We start from the raw sequence: 23,114 nt of genomic DNA, 5'->3' as shown, positions 1-23,114 counted from the left end.
AGGGCTTCGAGGAGGTCCTAGGACGTCCGCGAGGTCAGCCAGATGGTGAAGGCGATGATGACGCCGAGACCTGCGATCCAGACGAACAGGCCTTCTGCCACGGGACCCAGGGATCCCAGCTCAGCGCCACCGGGGGAACCGCTGGTTTCGATCTGCTTCAGGAAGGTGATGATGTCGCGCTTGCCTTCAGGGGTGATGTTGGAGTCACTGAAGACCGGCATGTTCTGCGGACCGGTTACCATGGCCTCGTAGATGTGCTTGCCGGAGGTGTCCTCCAGGGCAGGTGCGAACTTACCGCGGGTCAAGGCGCCACCGGCGGCAGCAGCGTTGTGGCACATGGCGCAGTTGGTGCGGAAGAGCTCGCCACCGGCGGCTGCATCGCCGCCTTCGTCGAGCAGGCTTTCTTCAGGGATTGCCGGGCCGGCACCCAGGGAGGCAACATAGGCTGCAAGCTGGTGGGTCTGCTCATCGTTGAACTGGACGGGCTTCTCCAGGGCCTGGGGGCCGTTCATCTGCATCGGCATGCGGCCGGTTCCCACCTGGAAGTCAACAGATGCGGCGCCAACACCGACGAGGGACGGGCCGTCCTGGGAGCCACTCCCACCCATGCCGTGGCAGGTGGCGCAGTTGGCGGCGAAGAGCTTGCCGCCTTCTTCGGCATCATTTGCACTGAAGGTGGTGGTGGAGGCCTTAGCCTCGTTGACGGTGGTGGCCACGGCGTACAGCCCGCCGGTGATGAGGAGCCCCATCAGCAGCAGTGCGATTGCTGCCAGTGGGTGACGCCGCTTTTGCGAGAGTGCCTTCACGTGGTGGTTCCTTTATTCGATCCTGCGCCGGCTCCGGGAGCCGCTACCTGAAATTCTGCCTCTTGTAGAAAAAGAATCAAAGCTGGCTACTTGAGTACGTAGATGACCAGGAAGAGGCCGATCCAGACGACATCAACGAAGTGCCAGTAGTACGAGGTGACGATCGCAGACGTTGCTTCGAAGTGCCCGAACTTCTTCGCGGCAAAGGAACGGCCCATGATCAGGAGGAAGGCCACCAGGCCGCCGATCACGTGGAGGCCGTGGAAGCCGGTGGTCATGTAGAAGGCCGACCCGTAAGCGTTTGAGGAGAGCGAGACGTGCTCGGAAACCAACATCGCGTATTCCGTGGCCTGGCCGGCGACGAAGAACGCCCCCATAAGGAAGGTCAGGGTGAACCATTCGTTCATTCCCCAGCGGGCGAACTGGAAGGCACCTCCGGTTCGGCGCGGCTGCAGCCGCTCAGCGGCGAAGACGCCCATCTGGCAAGTAAACGAACTTGCCACGAGGACGATCGTGTTGACGAGCGCAAAGGGGAAGTTGAGCTTGGCCGTCTCATCCGCCCACATTTCCGCACTCGTGGAGCGCAGCGTGAAGTACATGGCGAAGAGACCGGCGAAGAACATTAACTCGCTGGACAGCCACACAACGGTTCCAACGGAAACCATATTGGGGCGGTTCAGCGTGGGGTGCGCCGGGGTACTGGGGGCATGGGTCGCAGATGTCACATAGACATTATGTCTGTAAAAGTCCGTGCTGCCCAACGCAAACCGCCTTTTCGAGGGACTTTTTCTACAAAGACGCGAAATCGCCGCGAAAAGTTCCCCCGCCCGTTCATATTGGTCACTCCCGCCCATCCCCCGATAGCATCAACAGGTGACTTCACAGGCATCTGCAGCGGCGGCAGGCCACACCTGGCCGCGGCTGATCTCGGCATTGATCAGCGGCAAGGACCTCACGGCGGACAGCACCGCCTGGGCTATGGACACCATCATGTCCGGGGAAGCGACGCCCGCCCAGATCGCCGGATTCCTGGTGGCCCTCAGTGCCAAGGGCGAAACGGTCGAGGAGCTCTCCGGCCTGGTGGATGCCATGCTGGCCCACGCGAGGCCGGTCTCCATCACGGGTGAAAAGCTGGACATCGTCGGGACGGGCGGTGACCAATTGAACACGGTAAACATTTCCACCATGGCCGCCCTGGTGGCTGCGGGAGCTGGCGCTAAGGTGGTTAAGCACGGCAACCGGGCGGCGTCGTCGTCGTCCGGCTCGGCAGATGTGCTGGAGGCACTGGGCGTCCGCCTTGACCTGTCCATCGAACAGGTGGCACGCAATGCTGAGGATGCGGGCATCACCTTCTGCTTCGCCCAGGTCTTCCACCCCTCATTCCGGCACACAGCCGTGCCCCGGCGCGAACTGGCCATCCCAACGGCCTTCAACTTCCTCGGCCCGCTGACCAACCCGGCCAAAGTCCAGGCCTCAGCAGTCGGCGTCGCGAACGCAAGAATGGCGCCGCTGGTTGCAGGCGTCCTGGCCCAGCGCGGAAGCCGTGGCCTGGTGTTCCGCGGCAATGACGGGCTCGACGAACTGACCACCACGGGTCCCTCAACCGTCTGGGAGATCCGCAATGGCAGTGTGGCGGAACTGATGTTCTCGCCCACGGACCTGGGCATCAAACCGGCAACTGTTGAGCAGCTCCGCGGGGGAGACGCGCAAGCCAATGCCGCCGTGGTCCGCGATGTCCTTGCGGGCAAGGAAGGTCCGGCGCGGGACGCGGTTCTCCTTAATGCGGCAGCCGGCCTGGTGGCGTTCGATACCAGTGCGGACGGCCCGTTCCTCGACCGGATGCACAAGGCATTCAGCCGCGCAGCCGAATCCATTGGCTCGGGGGCTGCCGCAGCCGTCCTGGAGAACTGGGTCGCGCTGAGCCGTCAGTGACCGCCCTGCCCGGCTACTGCTCGAAGCCGAGGGCGAATGCAGCGTCCAGGTCATGCTGGGAGTAGGCGCGGAACGCAATGTGCGTTGTTGTATGGACGACGGCAGGAACCTTTGACAGGCGGTCCGCAATAACGTCCGCCAGGTCCTCGTGCCGGGGAACCCGTGCCACCGCGATCAGGTCCCATTCGCCGGTGACGGAATACACCTCGCTGATGCCCTCGATCGCTGAGATCTCTTCGGCCGTCTCAGGAATGCGGGCAGCGTCGGTCTTGATCAGAACGAATGCGGTGATCACGATAAATCCTTCCGGATCTGTTGCGCCGTAGCATAGCCCGGCAAGCTTTTCGGTGCTGCCAGCCTATTACATCAGGGCGGGCTGCCGGCGGACCTCCAGCCAGCCGGGCCGCCTTCCTTCAGGCGCTTCGGAGCCGCCGGACCCCTGCCCATGCCAGCCGCCACCCCACCAGCAGCAGCCCCAGGCTCAGCAACGCCACGATGATGAACGGCGGCACAACGGTCTGTCCCGTCAGCAGCCGGAGCACCATGCCGCCCCCCAAGGCCCCAATCCAGACCGCCACCCCCGTCCAGCGCACCGACAAGGGGTTGCGCCATGCTCTTGCTGCCAGCCAGCCAAGGGCAGCTCCAGCCAAAAACGGCCAGGCAGTGAGCAGCACTCCGGCAACAACGTCGCCGCGTTGGTGGGCGTCACGGCCGACGGCGGCGAACACCAGGATCAGGACGGCGTCGGCAATGGCTGCAGCTGCTGCCAGCCGCGCCGGGGACGAAGGGCGGGGCCGGTGGATCGGAGGCGTCATGGTTTTGAGCCTAGCAATTGGCAGCGTTCCAGTTGCGCCGCTCCGGACGCTCGGTTGCCCCTTGCCGGACACCCTGTCATTGAGCAGGATGGACAAACTAGGCAGAAGGAAGGCGGAACCATGCGGTTGATCCAGGTTGCCCAGTACGCCGGCGACCTCCGGCGCGCAGCGGCGTTTTACTCCGAGCTGCTGGCGGTTCAGCCCACGGCGGTGTTCGACCCGCCCGGCCTGGTGTTCTTCGACCTCGACGGCGTGCGTCTGCTGCTGGAAGCCGGTGCCCCGCGGGCTCTTTTGTACCTGGACGTTCCGGATGTAAGGAAGTCCGTGGAGGAGCTTACGGGCAGGGGAGTGGACGTAGTGGGGGCCCCGCACGTGATCTACAGCCACACTGACGGGCTTCTTGGTCCGGCAGGAACGGACGAGTGGTTGGCTTTTATCCGGGACAGCGAGGGCAACACGCTGGGACTCGTCAGCCAGTTGGCGGCAGGACCATCCGCCCCCGGACGGCGGGACGCGTGAGTTCACTTGCGCCTATAGACCGTTGTCCCCCCGGGCCTTCAGCACTAGGCTCAAGCCGGAAGGGAGCAACTATGCCACGCACCATCGGGACTTGTCTTTGGTTCGAAAACCAGGCGGAAGAGGCCGCAGAGTTCTACACGTCCGTGTTCGACGACTCGAAGATACTCAACATCTCGCGCTTTGGCGAAGGTGCGCCCGCTCCTGCAGGCCAGGCGATCGCCGTCGAGTTCGAGCTGGAAGGCCGCGGGTTCACTGCGTTGAATGGTGCACGGGTTTCCAGTTTCACCGAGGCGGTTTCGTTCGTGGTCGACTGCGAGGACCAGGAGTCCGTGGACCGCTACTGGACGGCCCTGACGGACGGCGGTAACGAAAGCAAGTGCGGCTGGCTCAAGGACCGCTTCGGAGTATCCTGGCAGATCGTTCCCTCTGTACTGGGCTCGTTGATTGCCGGGCCGGACCCGGAGGGGTCGCAGCGGGCGATGGAGTCGATGCTCGGAATGCGGAAGCTGGACATTGCTGAACTGCAGAAAGCCTACGACGGCTGACTCCCGGGTGGCCGCACCCGTGTGGATGCCCGTTCCAGTCACAGCAGTACTCCCGGAAAACCCCGGCTGGCAGCAGGTCCAATGAATAAACCGCTGTGGATCTGCTGCCTCGTGGGAGCCGCCGTCGGAATTACCTTGGGCCTTGCTGTCTTTGACAGCCCGTTTATCGGCCTCGCCCTGGGCCTCGGCATTGGCGCAGTCGTCGGGGCAGGAATCCGGCCGCGGCGCTGACTTGTCGGCCCCAGTGGCTGCAGCGGGCTGGCGCTATGCCACGAAAGCCCCGGCGGGTGCCTCGGTATACGAAATGTGAAACTCCGCGCCGGCAGCGACCAACCGGGTGCGATAGCCGGACCGTAACTCCACGGAACTGGTCCATCCGCCGATGCAGACCGTGTGCGCGCGGACAGCCGCGGCATTACGCGGCGTCAATGAAAGTTCGACGGCGGCGCCTTGCTCCCAGCGAATGTCAACGGTGATGCCGGGCCGGGCAACCAGCCCGCTGACGCTGCCCGTGGCGAGTTCCGTCGGGAGCGCAGGCAACACGCGGATTTCTCCGGCATGGCTCTGCAGGAGCATCTCCGTGACCGCTGCGATGAACCCTAGGTTTCCGTCCACCTGGAAAGGCGGGTGCGCAGCGAACAGATTCGGGTAGAGGCCACCGGAGTGGTCCACTGCCGTGGTGGCGACGGGCCTGAAGAGAAGGCGCAGCAGGTCGGCTACGCGCTCCGGTTCCCGGAGCCGGGCGCGGAGGCACAGTTTCCAGATCAGTGACCAGCCGGTGGAGTCATCGCCCCTGCGGTCCAGCGTTGTGCCAATCGCCGTGCCCAGGTCGCCGGACAGGGGAGTGCTGCCGGGATAGGCAAAAACCAGGTGCGAAACGTGCCGGTGGTCCGGTTCTGTTTCGGGGTGGGATGGGCCCCATTCGAGGACAGTGCCGCTGCTGATGGCCGGCGGAGCGATCCGCTCCCGTGCAGCAGCAGACTCACGAACAATGGGGTGGTCCGCTTCGCCTACTTCGTCAGCCAGGGCAATCACGGTGTCGAAGAGCCAGCTCAGCAGCGCCCGGTCCATTCCGGTGGAGGTGGTAACGGCGGCCCTGCCTTGTCCACTCAGGTAACAGTTTTCGGGGGAGGTGGAGGGCCGCGTCTGCAAAGTGGGGCCGCCGTCGTCGAACAGCCAGTCGCATGCGAACTCTGCGGCTCCGACTGCCATCGCCCAGAAGCGCCGCAGTTCGTCTGGAGCGGCTGAGCCGAAGCGTCGCCGCTCATCCAGGTGGCAAACGAGCCACACGCCGGCCATTGCCCACTGGGACCAGCTGGCATGTCCGGACGTGGGGGACGTAAACGCCCAGGCGTCACTGTTGTGGTGAACTGCCCAGCCGCGGGTCCCGTACAGGTTTCGCGCCGTGGCGCGGCCCCGTTCTGCCAGTGCGTCCACCAGGTCCAGCAGTGGCTCGTGGCACTCGGCAAGGTTGGCTGCTTCCGCCCCCCAGTAGTTCATCTCAGTGTTGATGTTCAGCGTGTAGTTGGAGGACCAGGGCGGCTGCAGTTCGTCATTCCAGATACCCTGCAGCGTTGCCGGCAGGGTCCCGGGCCGGGAGGACGATATAAGCAGGTACCTCCCGTAATCAAAGAGCAGCGACACCAGGCCGGGATCGGCAGCCGGAGCACCGCCTGGCTGTTGGGCGGCCGTCAGGATCCGCTGGTCTGTGGGCAGGTTTGCAGGGATCGTTTGCGCATCGGGGCCCGGCTCGAGGGCCAGGTTCACCCGGTCAAAGAGGAACCTGTGGGCTTCCACGTGGTCCTTCCACAGCGCGTCAAAGCCACGGTCCAGGGCTGCGTGGGCACGGTTGGAGGCCCCTGCGGCGCAATCGCCGGCACTGCCGCGCGGCGGGTGGCCGGGTGCGGTGAAGGTTGTGCTGGTGGCCAGCACCAAGACCAGTTCGGTGACGCCGGTAAGGACCACCGTCGCGTCTCCGCCATCGCTGCCGGCGGCACCGGCTTGTCCATCATGGGTCAGGGCCAGAACAGCCGCGCCGGCCACGGGTGTTATCCCCGGCAGTTCCCAGGTCACGGGCGGCTCGTCCGGTTCGTGGCCGGGAGCTGCATCCGCGGGAAGATGAAGCTGCAGGGAGAGTTCGCTGGATCCGGACGCGCAGTGCGTCTGGCGAAGGGGAGTCTGAAGGCGCAGGATGACCTCAGTGGGGGACTCAGAGCGGAGCCGGTGCACCAGTACCTGGTCCGGAGCGCTGATGAAGGTTTCCTGCCGAATGCTGGTGCCGGCCGCCTCCTGAAGGCTGCTGTGCGTAGCCGAGCGCAGGGACAGGCCACGTTCCACCAGCCGGCCGGGCTTCGGGGTCTCTATGAACACGTCGGCAAATGGCAGGTATGCCTGGGAGTACCGGCCCTGCAGCGCCTCAAGGTCACGTTCCGCATCCACTGGCCTGTCCTCGGCTATCGCTGCCCGCGCCCTTGCGAGGGCCGCCGCCGCAACCTCCGGGCTGACGGCTCCACAGCGGTGCTCGCTGGCCGGGCTCCCAGACCATGCCGTGCTGTCATTGACCTGCAGCCTGACCTGGTCCTGGGCCGCGAGCACCATGGCGCCGAGACGGCCGTTGCCCAAGGGAAGCCCGTCCAGCCAGTTCAGCGCGGGGGCGGTGTAATAAAGGTGGTTGGCCGTCATGTCAGGTACGCATGCACTCGGGCAACGGGCCTGTCACCGCAGGACAGCTGAAGTTGGGGCACAGAGAAGTCATTGCGTGCACTTTACCTGCCACCTACGGTGCGGCACGGTTATTGGCGCACCATGTCTATTCTGAGTTTCTCCGTGGACGATTCCTTTGACTTTCACCGATTTCGTACGGAAATGCTCCGCAAATCGTGAGGAGTGGGGGAGCGCTTTTCCGCTGCCCGGTCCATAGGGTGAACTCATGGACGCAAATTCAGAGAACCGCTCGTCGCGGTGGCCGTGGTCTATTGCGATCCTGGGCTTAGTCGTCTTCAACGTCCTTTACCTCGGGTTCAGACGTGGTGAGTGCCTTGATGCCGCAGAGGGCTCGGGCGCTACAAGCGTATGTACCAGTGGTCCGCTGTTCGGGATCGAAGGCACATGGATGTTGGGAGTTCTAAGCGGGGCCGCCGTCGTCTACTTCGCGTTTCGGCTTAGGCGGGCAACAAGAGCCGGTGGGGTTGGTGCTGGGAGATAACCGGCAAAAGAAGCGGGTGGCGAGGGCGCCGCTACGGGCCGGTTAGCGAAGGGGACGCGGTGATCACCACGTTCTTGCCTTGGGGATCTCCCGTGTGGCAACTGATGAGTACCAGCCTGTTGGGTACAACGGCCCAGACGGCGCTGTCCCGCAGGGTTGACTTCGTGTAGGTGGCGACCGAATCCACTTGAAAGTCCATGTTCCCCGCCGCTGTCCAAACTGTCAGCTTGTCGCCCGGAGCGGTTGCTGTGCTCAGTTTATTAAAGGGTGCCTCCCGCCCTATCCAACTATGGCCGATGACATAAGTTGTGTTCGAGGAGCCTGCACCTGGAGAACCAAAGGACGACAGCCAATATCCGTCCATCGTCTCCGGCGGCACGAGGTTGCGGCTGGCCTCGGCTTCCGCATCAGGTTCGAGGGCGTGAACGGCTACGTCCATGCCGGCGGCGGGGTAGCGTATGCGAATCGGTGGGGAAGCCACCGGATCGCTTTCAGCCTGCGGAACCGTACCCCGTTCACTGATGACCTGCGGCGATCCCGCAGTACCCGGAGGGGGATGGACATTAGTTGCAGCGCCGCACCCCGCGACCAGGAGCACGCCCGCAAGGCTGCCTGCAAGAACAGAGGGGCCACGGAACTGTTGGAGACGTACGCCGAGCACGGCTTTTATCCGGCAGAGCGCTTCGCATGGCCTCTTGATCTCCAGACCGTCCACGCGCATCCGGCCGCGAGGAGGGCGCTGGCCCAGCCCAACCAGGTGGGGGAGACGATGCCGGATTCCGTCTGGACAGGGTGCGCTTGAGCGCCCGTATCCACGTTGTATCCCAGATTCGTGCCGGTAACGCCGGGCGCTTTCCCAAGGGTGGCCGGTGACGCGGGAACGGCTGGGTTTGCCGGTGAAGCGGGAACGGCTGGGATGGCCGGTAAGACCGCTGCTCCGACGCAACCGTTGTTGAAAATAACAACGTTCTCCGGGGTCATGTTCTGGCCGGCCGGGGAACCGCCAAAGCCGGGAAACGGAATGATGTCGCCACTGTGACTTCCATGGCCATTCAGGTTATGAATCATGCCATGGCGAGAGACAAAAAACGGCTCATACGTCCCCGACTCTGTGAGGTGGCAGATCAACGCGCCCGATTGGCTTGCGACAGGGGCCGCGACGGCGGGAGCAGCTCCGCCAGCCATTCCCAGCCCCGCGATTCCTAAGACGGCAATAGCTTTTCGCATCTAATGGCCCCCCGCCAATTTGATTTTCCTGATTGTGCAGTCAGCTTGAACGGTAGAGCGCGATCCTGCTTAAGTCCACCCGTCGAAAGCGTGACCACAAAAATAGGTACCACTTTCAATCGTTCGCAGCGTTACTTGACATAATGTAGATTATCGGCGTTTTGTATCGGACCTGGGAGGGGCGGGACCCAGCACATCTGCAGCCTGTGTGCAGTATCCGCATCGACGATGAATCCGCAGGTCAGCATTGTCTTATGCCGGGCGCTCGTTAAGAATGAGTCAATGACGGTCTACGTGCGATCACTTGAAACTGCAGTTCCTAAAACGATGCTGATCCAGACAGAAGCCCGTGACGTATTTGCGGCCCAGCCCGGATTGTCCAGGCTTGGCTCACGGCTGGTCAATACCTGTTTTGACTCCGCTGCCATTGACACGCGTTTCACCGCCGTCGAAGAACTCACAAGGGATCACCGGGCCGATGATCCACAGTTCTTCGATCCTGACTCCGGCCTGCTGCTGAATCCCAGCACAAAGGTCCGCAACGACATCTTCGGCCGCGAGGCAACCAAGCTCTTTGTGGAAGCCGCCCGTTCCGCCGTCAACGCCGCCCCTGAACTCGATTTACTTGACATAACTCATCTCATCACCGTCTCCTGCACCGGGTTTTTCAACCCGGGCCCTGACTATAAGGTCGTCCGGGAGCTGGGCCTGGATCCCGCTGTCCAGCGCTACCACCTGGGGTTTATGGGCTGCTACGCAGCTTTCCCTGCACTGCGCGCCGCCAAGCTGTTCTGCGAGGCCGACCCGCAGGCCGTTGTCCTGGTGGTGTGTGCCGAGCTGTGCTCCCTGCACGTCCGCACCTCAAACGATCCCGACACGATTATGGGCTCAGCCCTGTTCGCTGATGGTGCCGCCGCCGCCGTCGTCACGGCTCGCAGCGGGTCGGCGGAACAGTCCCTGCTCCAGCTCGATCACTTCGAAACGGTCCTCACACCGGTCGGCGAGGACGCCATGGCCTGGAACATCGGCGACCACGGGTTTGAAATGGTGCTGGGAAATTATGTGCCGCACATCATCGATGACCATATTGTGGGTGCCCTTCGGCCGCTCCTGGCCCGGGATCCGGAACTGGAAGCACTCCCCTACAACTCCATCCGGCACTGGGCCATCCATCCCGGCGGACGGAGCATCCTGGACAAAGTCCAGTCCCGGCTCGGCCTCACCGGGGAGCAACTGGTGCCGGCGCGGGAGACACTGCGGAACTACGGAAACATGAGCAGCGCCACAGTACTTTTTGTCCTCAAACACATCCTGGAACAGGAGCCTGAGGACGGGGACGAACGCATCTGCTCCATGGCCTTCGGCCCGGGACTTACGGTGGAAACCGCGCTGTTCACAAAACTGCGCCAGGCTCCCGGTGCAGGACTGGTGGGGCAGGTGCCGGGCCAGGCAGCGGCAGAAGTATCCGTCCCTTAGTCCCATGGACCTGATGATGCGGCAGCGCGCCGTCGACGCCGTGGAAATCATGGACAGGCCGGACTGCGACGCCCGGCTCCTCCAGAACACGTACCGCCAGTTCGCAGTGGTCAACCGCGTGCTTGCCGGGTGGCGGAGGCTCTATGCCAGGGAGCTTCGTCCCTCCATGTCTGCGAATGGCGCTCCAGCCACCCTGCTGGACATCGGCGCCGGCGGGGGCGACCTTGCGCAGATGTTGGCAGGCTGGGCGCGGCGTGACGGACTTGCGCTGCACATCACCGGCATAGACCCTGATCCACGCGCCGCCGCGTACGCACTGGGACGGCCGCCCCTGCCCGGTGTGCAGTTCCGGCAGGCGCACAGCGCCGATCTTGTCCGCGAAGGAAGGCGTTTCGACTTCGTCGTTTCGAACCACGTCCTGCACCACCTTTCGGCGCACGAACTCCAGCAGTTGCTCGCCGATTCAGCCGCTCTCAGTACCAAAAAAGCGCTGCACAACGACTTGAGACGGAGCCCTGCCGCCTACGCACTCTTCTCTGCCGCCGCGCTGCCGTTCCGCCGGTCCTTTATCCGGGCGGACGGCCTGACGTCCATCCGCAGAAGCTACACCCCCACCGAATTGGCCGCCCTCGCTCCCCCGGGCTGGAACGTCGAAACCCGACCTAAGTTCCATCAGATTCTCGCCCTGCGCAGGACCTGACATGTCCACGGACACAGAGGTCCTGATCATCGGCGGGGGCCCGGTGGGCCTGTACCTGGCCGCCCTGCTGCTTCAGGACGGCGTCAGCGTCAGGGTCCTGGAACAGAGGCAAAGCAGGAACCTGCACTCACGTGCCATCGGCATCCATCCCCCTGCCCTTGAGGGTCTGCAGCACATCGGCATTGCGGCTTCCGCGGTGCAGGAGGGGGTACAGATCCGGGAAGGGCTGGCAGTCAGCGGCGGAAAGACTGTGGGCACCATGTCATTCGCCGGAGTCTCGGAGGCCTTTCCCTTCGTGCTGGCCCTGCCCCAGTTCCGCACCGAGCGGCTTTTGGAGGAGCGCGTCCGCCAATTAGACAAGGCCGCCCTCGTCAGGGGTGTGCGCGTCAGGCGGGTGAAGGACGACGGCGGGCAGGTCACCGTGGCCGCCGGACCCGCCGGGGAGGACCAAGGCAGGGGATCCACGTGGACGGCATCCTTCGTTGTAGCGGCCGACGGCGCGCGGTCCCAGGTGCGCGGCCTCCTGGATGTGCCCGTGCGCCAAAAGAAATATCCCGACCACTACCTCATGGGCGATTTCCGGGACGCCGGGTTTTACGGCGAACGGGCAGTCCTGTTCCTTGAGCCGGGCGGGATCGTTGAGTCTTTTCCGCTGCCGGGCGGGGTCCGGCGCTGGGTGGTGCGGTTGGGCAGGCCTGCCGGTACCGCCGCGCCGGATGAGTTGGCACAGCAGGTCCTGCGCCGGACCGGGATCCTCCCGGATGCCCGCACCAACACCATGGTGAGCGCCTTCAGCGTCCGATCCACCATGGCCCGGCGGATGATGGCCGGGCGGGTGTTCCTGCTCGGCGATGCTGCCCACGAAATCAGCCCCATCGGCGGACAGGGCATGAACCTCGGGTGGCTGGACGCATGCGCCCTTTCTCCCCTCCTCCAGGCGGCACTTGCAACCCCCGGCCAGGTTGACCGGCAGTTCAAGGAGTACCAAGCCAGCCGGCAACGTGCCGCGAGGCTGGCTCAGCGGCAGTCCGAGATCAACATGCTGCTGGGGCGGCCGCTGCCCCGGCCCTTGCTGGACCTGCGAAACCTGGGAATCAGTGCGGCAGCTGCCACACCGTCAGTCAACCGGTGGGTGGCCCGGCGCTTCACCATGCAAGAGCTGGACAGGCAGCCAGCGTGGGCGCCGCTTGGGCTTACCGGACGTAGCAGGCTTACCTGAAGTAGCAGTCGTAGCTGTCCTGGCTGACAATCAGCCCATTGCTGACTTCGAACACCGACGACGTCCTGGCCCGGATAATCTCCCCCCGGTCCCAGTAACGGAGGTCCATCAGGGCCGTCGCGGACCAATCCGCTTCCACCGCCACCCGTCCGCCTTCACAGGTGGTCCGCCTGACCACAAACTTCTGGTCGGCCACCACTTCCCGGCTTTGGTCGGCGCCGGACAGGACCTCCGCCAGCGTGCGCGTGGAGCCTTCCGGCGCCAGGAGGTGCGGCGCCTCCACCAGGACAAAGGAGTCGGCGAGGAAAGGCCTGATGGCTGCCGCTCCCCCGCCGGATTCGAGGACGCGGATAAACGTAAGGACACGGTCCAGCGGCGGGGTCAGCACGGAGAACTCTTCAGGCACGGGATAGACACTAGCCGAGCGGAGGGCGCTCGGCCGCTAGGCTTTCCCCATGAACCAAGGCCCGCCGGAAACCGCACACACCGCCGAGCAGATCCGCGAAACCGTGGAGCGGATCCTCGACGCAGGTGCGTTCCCGCCCATTGTTCAGGCGGGTCACCCCGTGCTCAGGCAGCGCGCCGCCGCTTTTGACGGGCAGCTGTCCGACGACCAGCTCGGGCGCCTGATCACCCTCATGCGCCAGGTGATGCATGAGGCTCCGGGCGTGGGGCTGGGCGCGCCCCAACTTGGTATACCCCTGCAGCTGGCCGTCGTCGAGGACCAGTTCGACGTCGATCCTGAGGCCGCTGCCCTGCGTCACCGGAGCCCCCTGGACTTCCTTGCGGTCCTGAACCCCCGCTACACGCCGCTGGGTCATGGCTTGGCATCCTTCTACGAGGGCTGCCTTTCCCTCAATGGCCTCCAGGCCGTGGTGGCCCGGTACGAGAATGTGCTTCTTGAGTTCCAGACTCCGGATGGCACAAGGATGCAGCGGGAGTTTTCCGGCTGGCAGGCCAGGATTGTCCAGCATGAGACTGACCACCTGAACGGTGTGCTGTACGTGGACCGCGCGCAGCTCAGGTCCCTGAGCACCAACGCCGAATACGCCGCCCACTGGGCAGAGCCAGGCATCGCCAAGGCGCAGCAGGGGCTCGGTTTCGGCGCCGGTCCTGCCGGCATCAGCCTCCACTGACCTTCCGGCACCACGCCCCGTCCCGAAAAAAGCGGGATTCTGGAGCCATAGGATGGTTAGCATGCCCTCTAAGACTGACCTGCCGCTGTTGTGCCCGGTGTGCCGGAAACCGCTGGGACTCCAGGCCGCCGCCGATGCAGGTCAGGGCAAACTGGTATGCACCGCCGGCCATAGCTTTGACGCTGCACGCCAGGGCTACTTCAACCTGCTGGTCGGGAAGGGCACTGTCTTCGAGGCCGACACCGCGGACATGGTCCGGGCACGCTACGACTTCCTGGCGGCCGGGCATTACCGGCCGTTGGCAACTGCGGTGGCAGCCGCCGTCGTGTCCTGCCTGCCTGAAGAGCGCAGCACCGTCCTTGATGCCGGGACGGGAACGGGGCATTACCTCAGGGCCGTGCTCGATCAGGCCGCGGCGCAGAACCGCCGCCAGGTGGCTGCGCTGGGTGTGGACATCTCCAAGTTCGCCCTGCGCCGCGCCGCGCGGCTCAACCCCGAGGCCGTGAACCTGGTGTGCGATGTCTGGCAGCCATTGCCCCTGGCAGATAACTCAGTGGACGCCATCACAGTCATCTTTGCGCCGCGCAATGCCGCCGAGTTTGCCCGCGTCCTGCGACCGGGCGGGCGCCTGGTGGTGGTTACTCCACGGAGCGGGCACCTTGCCGCCATCGCTGCTGCTACCGGGATGCTCGGCATCGAGGAAGGCAAGGACGCCCGGCTGGCCGAAGCCATGGGCAGCCATTTCGACGCCGAGGCAAGCACCGACGTCGGGATTCCCCTGACACTGACCCGCCCGGAGGCCGCGGACCTCGCCTACATGGGCCCGGCGGGCCACCACCTTGACCGGCGGGATCTTACTGAACGGCTGCTGGCCCTGCCCGAGCCGGTGCAGGCCGAAGCCCGGTTCAGGGTGATGGTATTCCGGCCGAGGAAAGTTGCCGCGACGTAACGACTTGGCCACTATCGCCGCCGGGCTGGTGAGAGCCCGCCCACAGCGAAGGGGGCCGCACTAAGATTGAAGAACAGTTACTGGCGGGTGCGCGCGTGCGTGCTCCCCGTAGCGAAGGGGGAGAACGTTGTTCGAATGGCTCGGGGAAAACTGGTGGGCATTGTGGCTCACGGCCTTCCTGGCGTTTGCAGTGATCGAGATGATCACGCTTGACCTGTTTTTCATCATGCTCGGCGGAGGCACCCTCGCCGCCCTGGTCGCGGACTTCGCAGGCGCCGACCTCTGGCTCCAGATCGTGGTCTTCTGCGTGGTCTCCCTGCTCATGATTGCCTTCGTCCGGCCCGTGGCCCTGGCCCACCTGAAGAACGGTCCGTCAGAGCAGCGCACCAACATTGACCGGCTCATCGGTGAGCAGGCCGTGGTGATGGAACCGGTGACATCCGACGGCGGCCTGGTCAAGATCGGCGGAGACATCTGGACAGCTCGTTCTGCAGGGGGCATCCTTCCAGCCGGCCAGAAAGTTGTGGTTTCCGCCATCGATGGGGCCACGGCAGTGGTGTCAGCGCCGCCGGAAGCAGCAAGCCAGTCCTGATACAGCCTGAACAAATGGGGAACAAGGAGATGTATGGATAACGCAGGAGGAACTGCATTGGCCATTGTGCTGGTGGTCCTGATCGTGTTTGTGATTATCGTGCTGGTCCGGTCGGTGCGGATCATTCCGCAGGCCCGCGCAGGCGTGGTGGAACGGCTGGGCAAGTACCAGCGCACGCTTAATCCAGGGCTGACCATCCTGATCCCGTTCGTGGACCGGCTCCTGCCGTTGCTGGATCTCCGCGAACAGGTGGTGTCGTTCCCTCCGCAGCCGGTAATCACTGAGGACAACCTGGTGGTCTCCATCGACACCGTGGTCTACTTCCAGGTCACGGATCCGCGGGCGGCTACCTACGAGATCGCCAACTACATCCAGGCGGTCGAGCAGCTGACCACCACCACGCTGCGCAACGTTGTGGGCGGCCTGAACCTCGAAGAGGCGCTCACCTCGCGAGACCAGATCAACGGCCAGCTGCGCGGCGTCCTGGACGAGGCAACCGGCCGCTGGGGCATCCGCGTTTCCCGCGTGGAGCTCAAGGCCATCGACCCGCCCCACTCCATCCAGGACTCGATGGAGAAGCAGATGCGCGCGGAGCGGGACCGCCGCGCCGCCATCCTTACTGCCGAAGGCACCAAGCAGTCAGCCATCCTGACGGCCGAAGGCCAGCGGCAGGCGTCCATCCTGGCGGCCGAAGGCGACGCCAAAGCCGCCATCCTGCGTGCCGACGGCGAGGCCCAGGCCATCCAGAAGGTCTTTGACGCCATCCACAAGGGCAACCCGGACCAGAAACTGCTGGCATACCAATACCTGCAGACCCTTCCAAAGCTCGCGGAGGGTTCTTCCAACAAGCTGTGGATCATTCCCAGCGAAGTCGGCGAAGCCCTCAAGGGAATCGGCAACGCCCTGGGGGGAACCAACCCTGATCCGGCCGCCGCGGGGTTGTTCGACGAAGTCGGAGCCAAGACCTCCGAGCCATAGGCTCAAGGCCGGGAAGGCACCTTAAGGGGATCCGCAGCAATTGCGGATCCCCTCCATTTTGGCCCGGATGGCATGACACCCGTATAATTGGGTATTTGTCCGGCAGGAGCAGATCCGCTGGAACAACCAAGCTTCGCGATGCGTTGAATCTTAAGATGCAGCACAGAGCACACAGTAGTCCGGAGGTGCTTTTTAGCCACCGGCTTGCGCGGGGTCTTACTCCGCGAACCGATCAGAGGGAGAAAACATGAGCGATCGCAGCCTGCGGGGCATGCGCCTTGGTGCGCAGAGCATGGAGACCGAGTCCGGAGTCGAGCCGGCTCCGCGCCAGCGCGTCGAGTACCGGTGCGAGGACGGCGAGCAGGTCTTCGTAACGTTCTCTTCCGAGGCGGAGATTCCCCCGGTCTGGGTTTCCAAGACCGGCAAGGAAGCCCTCCTGGTCGACGGCGAACGCCCGGACACCAGCAATGACAAGGCCGTCCGCACGCACTGGGACATGCTGCTGGAACGCCGCTCGCTTCCGGAGCTGGAGCAGATCCTGGAGGATCGGCTGACCATCCTGCGCGAACGCCGCGGAGAGCGCCGCTCCGCCTAGCACCCCGAAAATGCACCAAGGGCCGTCCCCCATTCCGTGGGGGACGGCCCTTGCTTTTGCCGCGCTGCCGCTTCTTGGCAGGCGCGGGCTTCAGCAGTTACGGCTGCGCGGACGCCTTCTTGCGCATGAGGGTATTCCAACGGGCCTGGAGCCCCCACTTGGTGACGTTGATCATTGCCTCCACCACGATGTTGCCGCTCATTTTGGAGGCGCCGAGTTCGCGCTCCACAAAGGTGATGGGCCGTTCCTCGATCCGAAGGCCCATGCGGGAAACCCGCCAGGCGAGGTCGACCTGGAAGCCGTAGCCCACTGAGTCCACCTGGTCCAGGTTGAGCTTTTCCAGCGTGGTCCTGCGGAAGGCGCGGTAGCCGCCCGTGACGTCCTTGATCTGCAGGCCCAGCATGAGGCGGGCATAGGTGCTTCCCACCCGCGAGATGGCCTGCCGGTACAACGGCCAGTTCACCACGCTTCCGCCGGGGACCCAGCGCGAACCCATGGCAAGGTCGGCGCCCTGGTCAATGGCCTCGAGGAGCTGGGGCAACTGTTCGGGCTGGTGGGAACCGTCGGCGTCCATTTCCACCAGAACGTCGTAACCGGCGTCCAGCCCCCACTTGAAGCCGGCGATGTAGGCGGCGCCCAGCCCTTCCTTGCCCTTACGGTGCAGGACATGCACCTGGGCGTCCTCGGCTGCGATCCCGTCGGCCAGCCGGCCCGTGCCGTCAGGGCTGTTGTCATCCACTACCAGCACGTCCGAGGCCGGTACGGCTGCGCGGAGCCGCTGCAGGGTGATCGGCAGCGATTCCAGCTCGTTGTAGGTAGGGATGATGGTAAGGACGCGCACAGAGAGCCTTCCTGGTGGGAACGGTCGGTGCACCCGCGGACGAGCGAAATCGCTGGCAGGCGCAGCTACCCATTATAGGGCGGGCGGCACAGGGGTCGGGAACGGGGTGTCAGGAACGCAGGGAAGGGCTGGAGTACAGTTCAGAACCTTCCTTCACGGTCTGCAGGCAAACCGGGTCCGAGCCGGTGTCCAGCGCCGGCAGCAACGGTGTCCGGGCCCTCGGATCGGTGCTCCAGGACTGCACCCTGCCGTCGGCCACCTGGACCATCAGTTCCTCGACCTCCCAGACGGCGAAGCTGGCCGGAGCTCCGGGGACGAGCTGGCCCGCCATGGGATTGGGATATTTGGCTGCCCGCCACCCGGCCCGGGTGTGGCCAAGGAAAGCCGCGCGCGCGGAAATCCGTTCATCCTCATTGCGGTGCTCCACGCAGGCCCTGACGCTGGACCAGGGGCGCAGCGGGGTCACGGGGCTGTCACTGCCGAAGCACACCGGAACGCCGGCTGAGTAGAGACTGGCAAAGGGATTCATGGCCCTGCCCCGCTCCCCCAGCCGCTTCTCGTACAGTCCTCCGGGACCGCCCCATGCAGCATCGAACGCAGGTTGGGCACTCACCGTCACGGCGTAGCGGGCAAGCGTTGCGATGGCGGCGGCATCCACCATTTCCACGTGCTCAAACCGGTGGCCCGCAGCCCGGACCCGCTGCTCCCCCACCTCGGCCGCCGCCAGCTCCAAGGCCTTCAGTGCGGCATCCAGCCCGGCGTCCCCAATAACGTGGAAACCGCCCTGGATCCCCACGAGGGAACAGGCAGCAAGATGCGCTGCTGCTTCCTCAACACTCAAGTACAGGCTGCCCAACTCCTCGGGGGCGTCGCTGTAACCGGCCCTCAGGGCCGCCGTCCGTGATCCTATGGAGCCGTCGATGTTCAGGTCGCCGGCCAGGCCCCGGACGCCAACCCCCAGCTGATCAAGAATGCTGCGGGCGTGCTCTTCGGACGTCGCCAGTTCACCCCAGTACGGCAGTACTTCAGGCGCTGGTACTCCCCCGTTGTCGCTGTTCCAGCTACCTGCCATCCTGAGATCCCCGGGACCCCCTATGTGCGGAGCGCCGATCTCAACGACTGCCACGTAGCCGTTGGCGGCAGCCTCAGTGAGGGCCCGGCGCTGGTGCCCCCGGAGCACGTCCTCGGGGAGCCGGCGCGTTGCCTGCCGGGCTGCTGCGTGCGCGGCCCGCCGAACCATGGGGCCGCCGTCGAAGCCATCCAGGCTGCGGAGGCCTGCCGAGTCTGCCAGCGACGCCGAGACCAGGGCTGAGTGGACATCAACGCGGGACAGGTACACCGGGCGGCCTCCGGAAGCCCGCTCGAGTTCCTCCGCGCTTGGCAGGCTGGCATCGGCCCAGGTGCTTTCATCCCAGCCGTGGCCCAGGACCGGACCATCGCCGGGGACGGCGGCCACGGCGTCCAAAAGTTCACGTGCAGAGCTGGCTTTCTGCAGCGCCATGGAATCCAAAGCGATTCCTGTTTCGGTCAGGTGCATGTGGGAGTCCACGAAGCCGGGGGCAACCAGCGCGCCGCGGAGGTCGATGATGTCCATTGAGCTGTCCGCAATGGAGGTAGCTGCCTGTTCGGATCCCACCCACGCCACCGTGTCTCCGTCCACAAGCATGGCGGTGGCAAAGGGGTCGGCGGCTGTGTAGACAGAGCCGTTGCGATAAAGTACCGGGCTGGTCTTGGCACGGGATCCGGGCAGGTCTTCGGGACGGGGCATAGGTAAGCAGAACTCCTGGAAATAGGACGGCCCGCAGCAGCGGGCGGTAGGTCAGAGAACGGAAGAGTAGGCCACGACGCCGCGGCGGATCAGCGAGATGGCGTCGGAGCAAAGGCGTGCGAGGCGGGGATCCAGGCCAGGGATCTTTGCGAGCTGGTCCAGCAGGTCAACCACCTGCTTCACCCAGCGGACGAAGTCTCCGGCCGCAAGATCGGTGCCGCTCAGGACGTCCTGCAGGTGCCGGCCACGTGCCCACTTGTAGATCGGCCACACCAGGCCCAGCTCGGGTTCGCCGGTCAACGGAAGCTTGTTTTCCTCTTCCGTATCCTCCAGGGCAGACCATTCGCGCACCACGATGTCCACCGAGGTCTCCAGGGAGACGCTCGGCATCCGCGGGCGCAGCCCCCGGTCCTCGCGCTTGGCCTGGTACACCAGGACGCTGGCAAGGGCCGCGATCTCCGCGGCGTCAAGGTCATTGAAGGCGCCCAGCCGAAGGGATTGGGAAATCAGCAGGTCCTTTTCGCCGTAAATCCGCCGCAGCCTCTGCCCGTCGGAGCTGATGATCAGTCTGCCGTCGGTAGTCGGTTCAAGGTAGCCGTAGGAGGACAGGACGTCGCAGACCCGGTCGAACGTCTTGGCGATGGTGTTGGTGCGGCCCTGGATCTGCCGGACCAGCCCATCCGTTTCCCGCCGGAGCTTCCACCAGCGTTCCGACCAGCGGGCATGGTCCTCCCGTTCGCTGCACCCGTGGCAGGGGTGGGCGCGCAGTGCCCGTCGAAGGTCGGCGATCCGTTTTTCCTGGTTCGGCAGGGCGGTGGCGAGGCCGAAGTCGTTGTTGCGGTTGTTGCCGGGTGCAGGCGGGCGGTTTTCCCGCAGCGCGTTCCGGGCCGAGGATGCGAGGTCGCGCCGGGACTTGGGAACCTTGGCGTTGAAGGACTTGGGGATGCGGATGCGCGTGACCGGTGCGATGGGACCTTCCAGGTCATCGGTCCCGATGCGGCGCAGCTGGTTGTCCAGGGTCAGCACGGCAGGGCGCGGCTCCCGGCTGCTGTGGTCCGAGCTCAGCACAATCGCGGGACCAGGGGCCCGGCCGCCCGGAACGTGCACAACGTCGCCGGGAAGCAGACGCGCCAGCGAATCATCGCTGAGCGACTTCCGGGCCCGTGACTTGGTGCGGGAGGTGGCATTCTCGGCGTCGGAGAGCTCCCGGCGCAACCGCGCGTACTCCGTGAAGTCCCCGAGGTGGCAGGTCATCGATTTCGCGTAGCCGGCCAGCGATTCCTCGCGGCTGCGGACCTGCCGTGCCAGGCCGACCACAGAGCGGTCGGCCTGGAACTGGGCGAAGGAGGACTCCAGGATCTCGCGGGCCCTGACCCGGCCGAATTGGGCCAGGAGGTTGATGCTCATGTTGTAGGTGGGCCTGAAGCTGGAATTCAGGGGGTAGGTACGCCGTGACGCCAGGCCTGCGACCGCCGTCGGGTCCGTACCCGGCTGCCACAGCACCACAGCGTGGCCTTCGACGTCGATGCCGCGGCGGCCGGCGCGGCCGGTCAGCTGGGTGTACTCCCCCGCAGTGATGTCCACGTGCGCTTCACCGTTGAACTTGTCCAGTTTTTCGAGCACAACGGACCGGGCCGGCATGTTGACGCCAAGGGCAAGTGTCTCGGTGGCGAAAACGGCCTTCACCAGGCCGTCCGCGAAGAGCTTTTCCACTACTTCCTTGAACGTGGGCAGCATCCCGGCGTGGTGCGCCGCGAAACCGCGAAGGAGGCCGTCCCGCCAGGTCCAGAAGCCCAGAACGTCCAGGTCGTCCGGGGGAATGTCATGGCCGGCCTCGTCCACGCGCTCGGCGATGATCCGCTGCTCTTTTTCCGTGGTGAGCCACAGTCCGGAACCGACGCATTGGGCAACGGCAGCGTCACAACCGGCGCGGGAGAAGATGAAGGTGATGGCCGGCAGGAGGTCCATGCGGTCAAGGCTTGCGATCACCTGGGGCCGGCTGGCCGGCCGCACACCCCGTTCGTCTCCGCCCCGGCCCGGCCGGTCGTTCCCGCGCCTGCCGCGCTGGCCGCGGCCGTTGGGCGCAGACCGGGCGCGGAAGCTCTGCATGCTTTCGCTGCGGGCCACGGTGAGGAGATCGGGGTTGACGTCGAAGCCCCGGCTCTTTGCCCTGTCCTTGCTGGAGTTCTCTTGAGCCTCGTCGGAGTCCACCGGTGGAGCGATCTCGTCGAAGGTGGTTTCGCCGGCAAAGAGGTCCATGATCTGGCGGCCCACCATAACGTGCTGCCACAGCGGCACGGGCCGGTGTTCGGACACAATGATGTCTGTATCGCCGCGGACGGTATCAAGCCAGGCGCCGAATTCCTCGGCATTGGACACGGTGGCGCTGAGGGAGGCCACCTGCACTTCGCTGGGGAGGTGGATGATGACCTCTTCCCAGACCGCGCCGCGGAAGCGGTCGGCAAGGTAGTGCACCTCGTCCATCACCACGTAGCCCAGGTCGCCAAGGGTTGCCGAATCGGCGTAGAGCATGTTGCGCAGGACCTCTGTGGTCATTACCACCACGGGGGCATCACCGTTGATGCTGGTGTCGCCGGTCAGCAGGCCCACACTGTCGGCGCCATACTTGTCACTGAGCTCGGTGAACTTCTGGTTGCTCAGCGCCTTGATGGGTGTGGTGTAAAACGCCTTCAGGCCCCGTTGGAGCGCCAGGTAGATCGCGAACTCGCCAACGATGGTTTTTCCGGCCCCGGTGGGCGCTGCGACCAGCACGCCCCTGCCCTCCTGCAGGGAACGGCAGGCTTGGCGCTGGAAGTCGTCGAGCTCGAAGTCCAGGGTGCGGGAGAAAGCACCGAGGTAGGTGGCCGCTTCTGCCCTTCGTTCGGCGCTGGCACGGTACCTCTCGGCCGGCGATAACTCTTCAGGATCGCTGGGGCCGGTCGGGAATGGCCTGGGCTGGAACGAACCGTCGTTGGAGGACATAACCCAAGCCTAATAGGAGCCTAGAGGTTCTTCAGCTCACTGCCCGGGGTGGCGATGTCCGCTGTGGCATCAGTCTCGGCCATGCGCTTGGCCTGGCGGCGCTCCCTGCGCTTGTCATTCATCAGGCAGATCCCGATGGCCGCGAAAAAGAGCACCAGCAGCGGGCCGGCGAGCATAAACATGGAGATGGCGTCGGCGCCCGGAGCAGCAATAGCCGCCAGGACAAACACCAGGAACACAGTGATGCGCCAGGCCTTGAGGATGGTTTGGCCGGAGATAACACCGGCCATGTTGATGCCCACCAGCACCACGGGGACCAGGAAAGCGATCCCCAGCACCAGGACCATTCGCGTCACGAACTCAATGTACGTGCGCGCATCAATCACGCTGGATGAGCCGTCCGGCGTGAACTGTGTCAGTGCCCGGACCACCTGCGGCACCACGAGCCATCCTGCCCAGATACCGGCAAGGAACAACGGGACGGCGGCCGCCATATACCCGAGGGTGTACCGACGCTCCTTGGAGGTCAGGCCCGGGGTGATGAACGCCCACAGCTGGTAGATCCAGATGGGACTGGAAATGACCACCCCAATCAGGAGCGACATCTGGAGCTTGAAGTCGAACGGCGAGGCGATGGTTCCGAAGTTGATCGCCGAGAGCCCGCCGGTTTGCTGGGAGATGCGGTTGACCGGATCGGCCAGCGCCTTCAGCAGCGGATCGTAAAGTATCCAGCCTCCGATGCCGCCAATGACGACGCCGATAGCCGACTTGATCAGCCGGTTTTTCAGCTCCTTGAGGTGGTCCCAAAGAGCCATGCGCCCTTCGGGGT

General features: G+C 64.8%; 24 protein-coding genes. 13 read left to right on the top strand and 11 right to left on the bottom strand.

Annotated elements, in window-relative coordinates; translation table 11 throughout:
- Positions 1 to 17: 17 nt before the first annotated feature.
- Together G6R19_RS07405 and G6R19_RS07400 are read right to left on the bottom strand one after the other, a co-directional pair.
- On the bottom strand, positions 18 to 806 hold the full coding sequence (locus G6R19_RS07405) for a c-type cytochrome (RefSeq protein ID WP_163163784.1): 789 nt from the start codon (positions 804 to 806) through the stop codon (positions 18 to 20).
- Between the two features lie 86 nt (positions 807 to 892).
- Positions 893 to 1,531: a heme-copper oxidase subunit III gene (locus tag G6R19_RS07400; protein WP_205484291.1), complete on the bottom strand. Its 639-nt coding sequence runs from the start codon at positions 1,529 to 1,531 to the stop codon at positions 893 to 895.
- A 148-nt stretch (positions 1,532 to 1,679) separates the two neighbouring features.
- On the opposite strand from G6R19_RS07400, the gene trpD reads away from it, so the two are divergent.
- Complete coding sequence (trpD, locus tag G6R19_RS07395; RefSeq protein WP_163163782.1) at positions 1,680 to 2,738, top strand: anthranilate phosphoribosyltransferase; 1,059 nt, start codon at positions 1,680 to 1,682, stop codon at positions 2,736 to 2,738.
- Positions 2,739 to 2,751: 13 nt separating this feature from the next.
- On the opposite strand, the gene G6R19_RS07390 is transcribed toward trpD, so the two are convergent.
- Both G6R19_RS07390 and G6R19_RS07385 read right to left on the bottom strand, forming a co-directional pair.
- Positions 2,752 to 3,033 (bottom strand): Lrp/AsnC ligand binding domain-containing protein, encoded by a 282-nt coding sequence (locus G6R19_RS07390; protein ID WP_139029459.1) that lies wholly within the window; start codon positions 3,031 to 3,033, stop codon positions 2,752 to 2,754.
- A gap of 118 nt (positions 3,034 to 3,151) precedes the next feature.
- Positions 3,152 to 3,553, bottom strand: a complete 402-nt coding sequence (locus G6R19_RS07385; protein ID WP_163163780.1) for a DUF3054 domain-containing protein — start codon at positions 3,551 to 3,553, stop codon at positions 3,152 to 3,154.
- A 120-nt stretch (positions 3,554 to 3,673) separates the two neighbouring features.
- On the opposite strand from G6R19_RS07385, the gene G6R19_RS07380 reads away from it, so the two are divergent.
- The 3 genes from G6R19_RS07380 to G6R19_RS20210 all read left to right on the top strand — a co-directional run bounded on the left by G6R19_RS07380 (position 3,674) and on the right by G6R19_RS20210 (position 4,848).
- Positions 3,674 to 4,072, top strand: a complete 399-nt coding sequence (locus G6R19_RS07380; RefSeq protein ID WP_163163778.1) for a methylmalonyl-CoA epimerase — start codon at positions 3,674 to 3,676, stop codon at positions 4,070 to 4,072.
- Between the two features lie 71 nt (positions 4,073 to 4,143).
- Positions 4,144 to 4,617: a VOC family protein gene (locus tag G6R19_RS07375; RefSeq protein WP_163163776.1), complete on the top strand. Its 474-nt coding sequence runs from the start codon at positions 4,144 to 4,146 to the stop codon at positions 4,615 to 4,617.
- A gap of 81 nt (positions 4,618 to 4,698) precedes the next feature.
- Positions 4,699 to 4,848, top strand: a complete 150-nt coding sequence (locus G6R19_RS20210; RefSeq protein WP_205484289.1) for a hypothetical protein — start codon at positions 4,699 to 4,701, stop codon at positions 4,846 to 4,848.
- A gap of 33 nt (positions 4,849 to 4,881) precedes the next feature.
- Here the strand turns inward: G6R19_RS20210 and G6R19_RS07370 are convergent, their stop codons facing one another.
- Positions 4,882 to 7,299: a glycoside hydrolase N-terminal domain-containing protein gene (locus tag G6R19_RS07370; RefSeq protein ID WP_163163774.1), complete on the bottom strand. Its 2,418-nt coding sequence runs from the start codon at positions 7,297 to 7,299 to the stop codon at positions 4,882 to 4,884.
- A gap of 554 nt (positions 7,300 to 7,853) precedes the next feature.
- Positions 7,854 to 8,261, bottom strand: a complete 408-nt coding sequence (locus G6R19_RS07365) for a class F sortase (RefSeq protein ID WP_163163773.1) — start codon at positions 8,259 to 8,261, stop codon at positions 7,854 to 7,856.
- A 117-nt stretch (positions 8,262 to 8,378) separates the two neighbouring features.
- Between G6R19_RS07365 and G6R19_RS07360 the strand changes: the two genes are divergently transcribed.
- The 4 genes from G6R19_RS07360 to G6R19_RS07345 all read left to right on the top strand — a co-directional run bounded on the left by G6R19_RS07360 (position 8,379) and on the right by G6R19_RS07345 (position 12,444).
- Positions 8,379 to 8,624: a hypothetical protein gene (locus G6R19_RS07360; protein WP_163163771.1), complete on the top strand. Its 246-nt coding sequence runs from the start codon at positions 8,379 to 8,381 to the stop codon at positions 8,622 to 8,624.
- Between the two features lie 707 nt (positions 8,625 to 9,331).
- Entirely contained in the window at positions 9,332 to 10,525 is a 1,194-nt protein-coding gene (locus G6R19_RS07355; RefSeq protein ID WP_163163769.1) for a type III polyketide synthase, read from the top strand.
- A gap of 4 nt (positions 10,526 to 10,529) precedes the next feature.
- Complete coding sequence (locus tag G6R19_RS07350; RefSeq protein ID WP_163163767.1) at positions 10,530 to 11,225, top strand: class I SAM-dependent methyltransferase; 696 nt, start codon at positions 10,530 to 10,532, stop codon at positions 11,223 to 11,225.
- A gap of 1 nt (position 11,226) precedes the next feature.
- Positions 11,227 to 12,444 (top strand): NAD(P)/FAD-dependent oxidoreductase, encoded by a 1,218-nt coding sequence (locus G6R19_RS07345; protein ID WP_163163765.1) that lies wholly within the window; start codon positions 11,227 to 11,229, stop codon positions 12,442 to 12,444.
- Here the strand turns inward: G6R19_RS07345 and G6R19_RS07340 are convergent.
- On the bottom strand, positions 12,437 to 12,850 hold the full coding sequence (locus G6R19_RS07340; RefSeq protein WP_240341790.1) for a nuclear transport factor 2 family protein: 414 nt from the start codon (positions 12,848 to 12,850) through the stop codon (positions 12,437 to 12,439). The genes G6R19_RS07345 and G6R19_RS07340 overlap by 8 nt on opposite strands.
- A 49-nt stretch (positions 12,851 to 12,899) precedes the next feature.
- On the opposite strand from G6R19_RS07340, the gene G6R19_RS07335 reads away from it, so the two are divergent.
- The 5 genes from G6R19_RS07335 (at position 12,900) to G6R19_RS07315 (ending at position 16,694) form a co-directional block, all read left to right on the top strand.
- Positions 12,900 to 13,580, top strand: coding sequence for a peptide deformylase (locus tag G6R19_RS07335; protein WP_163163763.1), 681 nt, complete (start codon positions 12,900 to 12,902; stop codon positions 13,578 to 13,580).
- A gap of 61 nt (positions 13,581 to 13,641) precedes the next feature.
- Positions 13,642 to 14,529, top strand: coding sequence for a methyltransferase domain-containing protein (locus G6R19_RS07330; protein ID WP_163163761.1), 888 nt, complete (start codon positions 13,642 to 13,644; stop codon positions 14,527 to 14,529).
- Positions 14,530 to 14,656: 127 nt separating this feature from the next.
- Positions 14,657 to 15,121 carry an NfeD family protein gene (locus tag G6R19_RS07325; RefSeq protein ID WP_163163759.1) on the top strand — a complete coding sequence of 155 codons (465 nt, stop codon included), beginning with the start codon at positions 14,657 to 14,659 and terminating at the stop codon, positions 15,119 to 15,121.
- Between the two features lie 33 nt (positions 15,122 to 15,154).
- Positions 15,155 to 16,099 (top strand): SPFH domain-containing protein, encoded by a 945-nt coding sequence (locus G6R19_RS07320; RefSeq protein WP_163163758.1) that lies wholly within the window; start codon positions 15,155 to 15,157, stop codon positions 16,097 to 16,099.
- Positions 16,100 to 16,346: 247 nt separating this feature from the next.
- The gene (locus G6R19_RS07315; RefSeq protein WP_013600997.1) at positions 16,347 to 16,694 is read left to right on the top strand and encodes an RNA polymerase-binding protein RbpA; all 348 of its coding nucleotides are present in this window, start codon (positions 16,347 to 16,349) and stop codon (positions 16,692 to 16,694) included.
- Between the two features lie 97 nt (positions 16,695 to 16,791).
- Here the strand turns inward: G6R19_RS07315 and G6R19_RS07310 are convergent, their stop codons facing one another.
- The 4 genes from G6R19_RS07310 to tatC form a co-directional block, all read right to left on the bottom strand.
- A complete protein-coding gene (locus tag G6R19_RS07310; protein ID WP_163163756.1) occupies positions 16,792 to 17,535 on the bottom strand; it encodes a polyprenol monophosphomannose synthase in 744 nt (247 codons plus the stop codon).
- Positions 17,536 to 17,644: 109 nt separating this feature from the next.
- Complete coding sequence (locus G6R19_RS07305) at positions 17,645 to 19,303, bottom strand: amidohydrolase family protein (RefSeq protein ID WP_163163754.1); 1,659 nt, start codon at positions 19,301 to 19,303, stop codon at positions 17,645 to 17,647.
- 51 nt (positions 19,304 to 19,354) lie between these two features.
- Entirely contained in the window at positions 19,355 to 22,285 is a 2,931-nt protein-coding gene (locus G6R19_RS07300) for a DEAD/DEAH box helicase (protein WP_163163752.1), read from the bottom strand.
- Positions 22,286 to 22,305: 20 nt separating this feature from the next.
- Positions 22,306 to 23,100 carry a twin-arginine translocase subunit TatC gene (gene tatC, locus G6R19_RS07295; RefSeq protein WP_163163750.1) on the bottom strand — a complete coding sequence of 265 codons (795 nt, stop codon included), beginning with the start codon at positions 23,098 to 23,100 and terminating at the stop codon, positions 22,306 to 22,308.
- Positions 23,101 to 23,114: the final 14 nt, after the last annotated feature.

Origin of the sequence: Arthrobacter sp. Alg241-R88 (assembly GCF_900537115.1) — a bacterium.
Taxonomy (GTDB): domain Bacteria; phylum Actinomycetota; class Actinomycetes; order Actinomycetales; family Micrococcaceae; genus Arthrobacter.
Note: the sequence above shows the minus strand (reverse complement) of the source record. Positions and strands in the feature narration are given on the sequence as shown.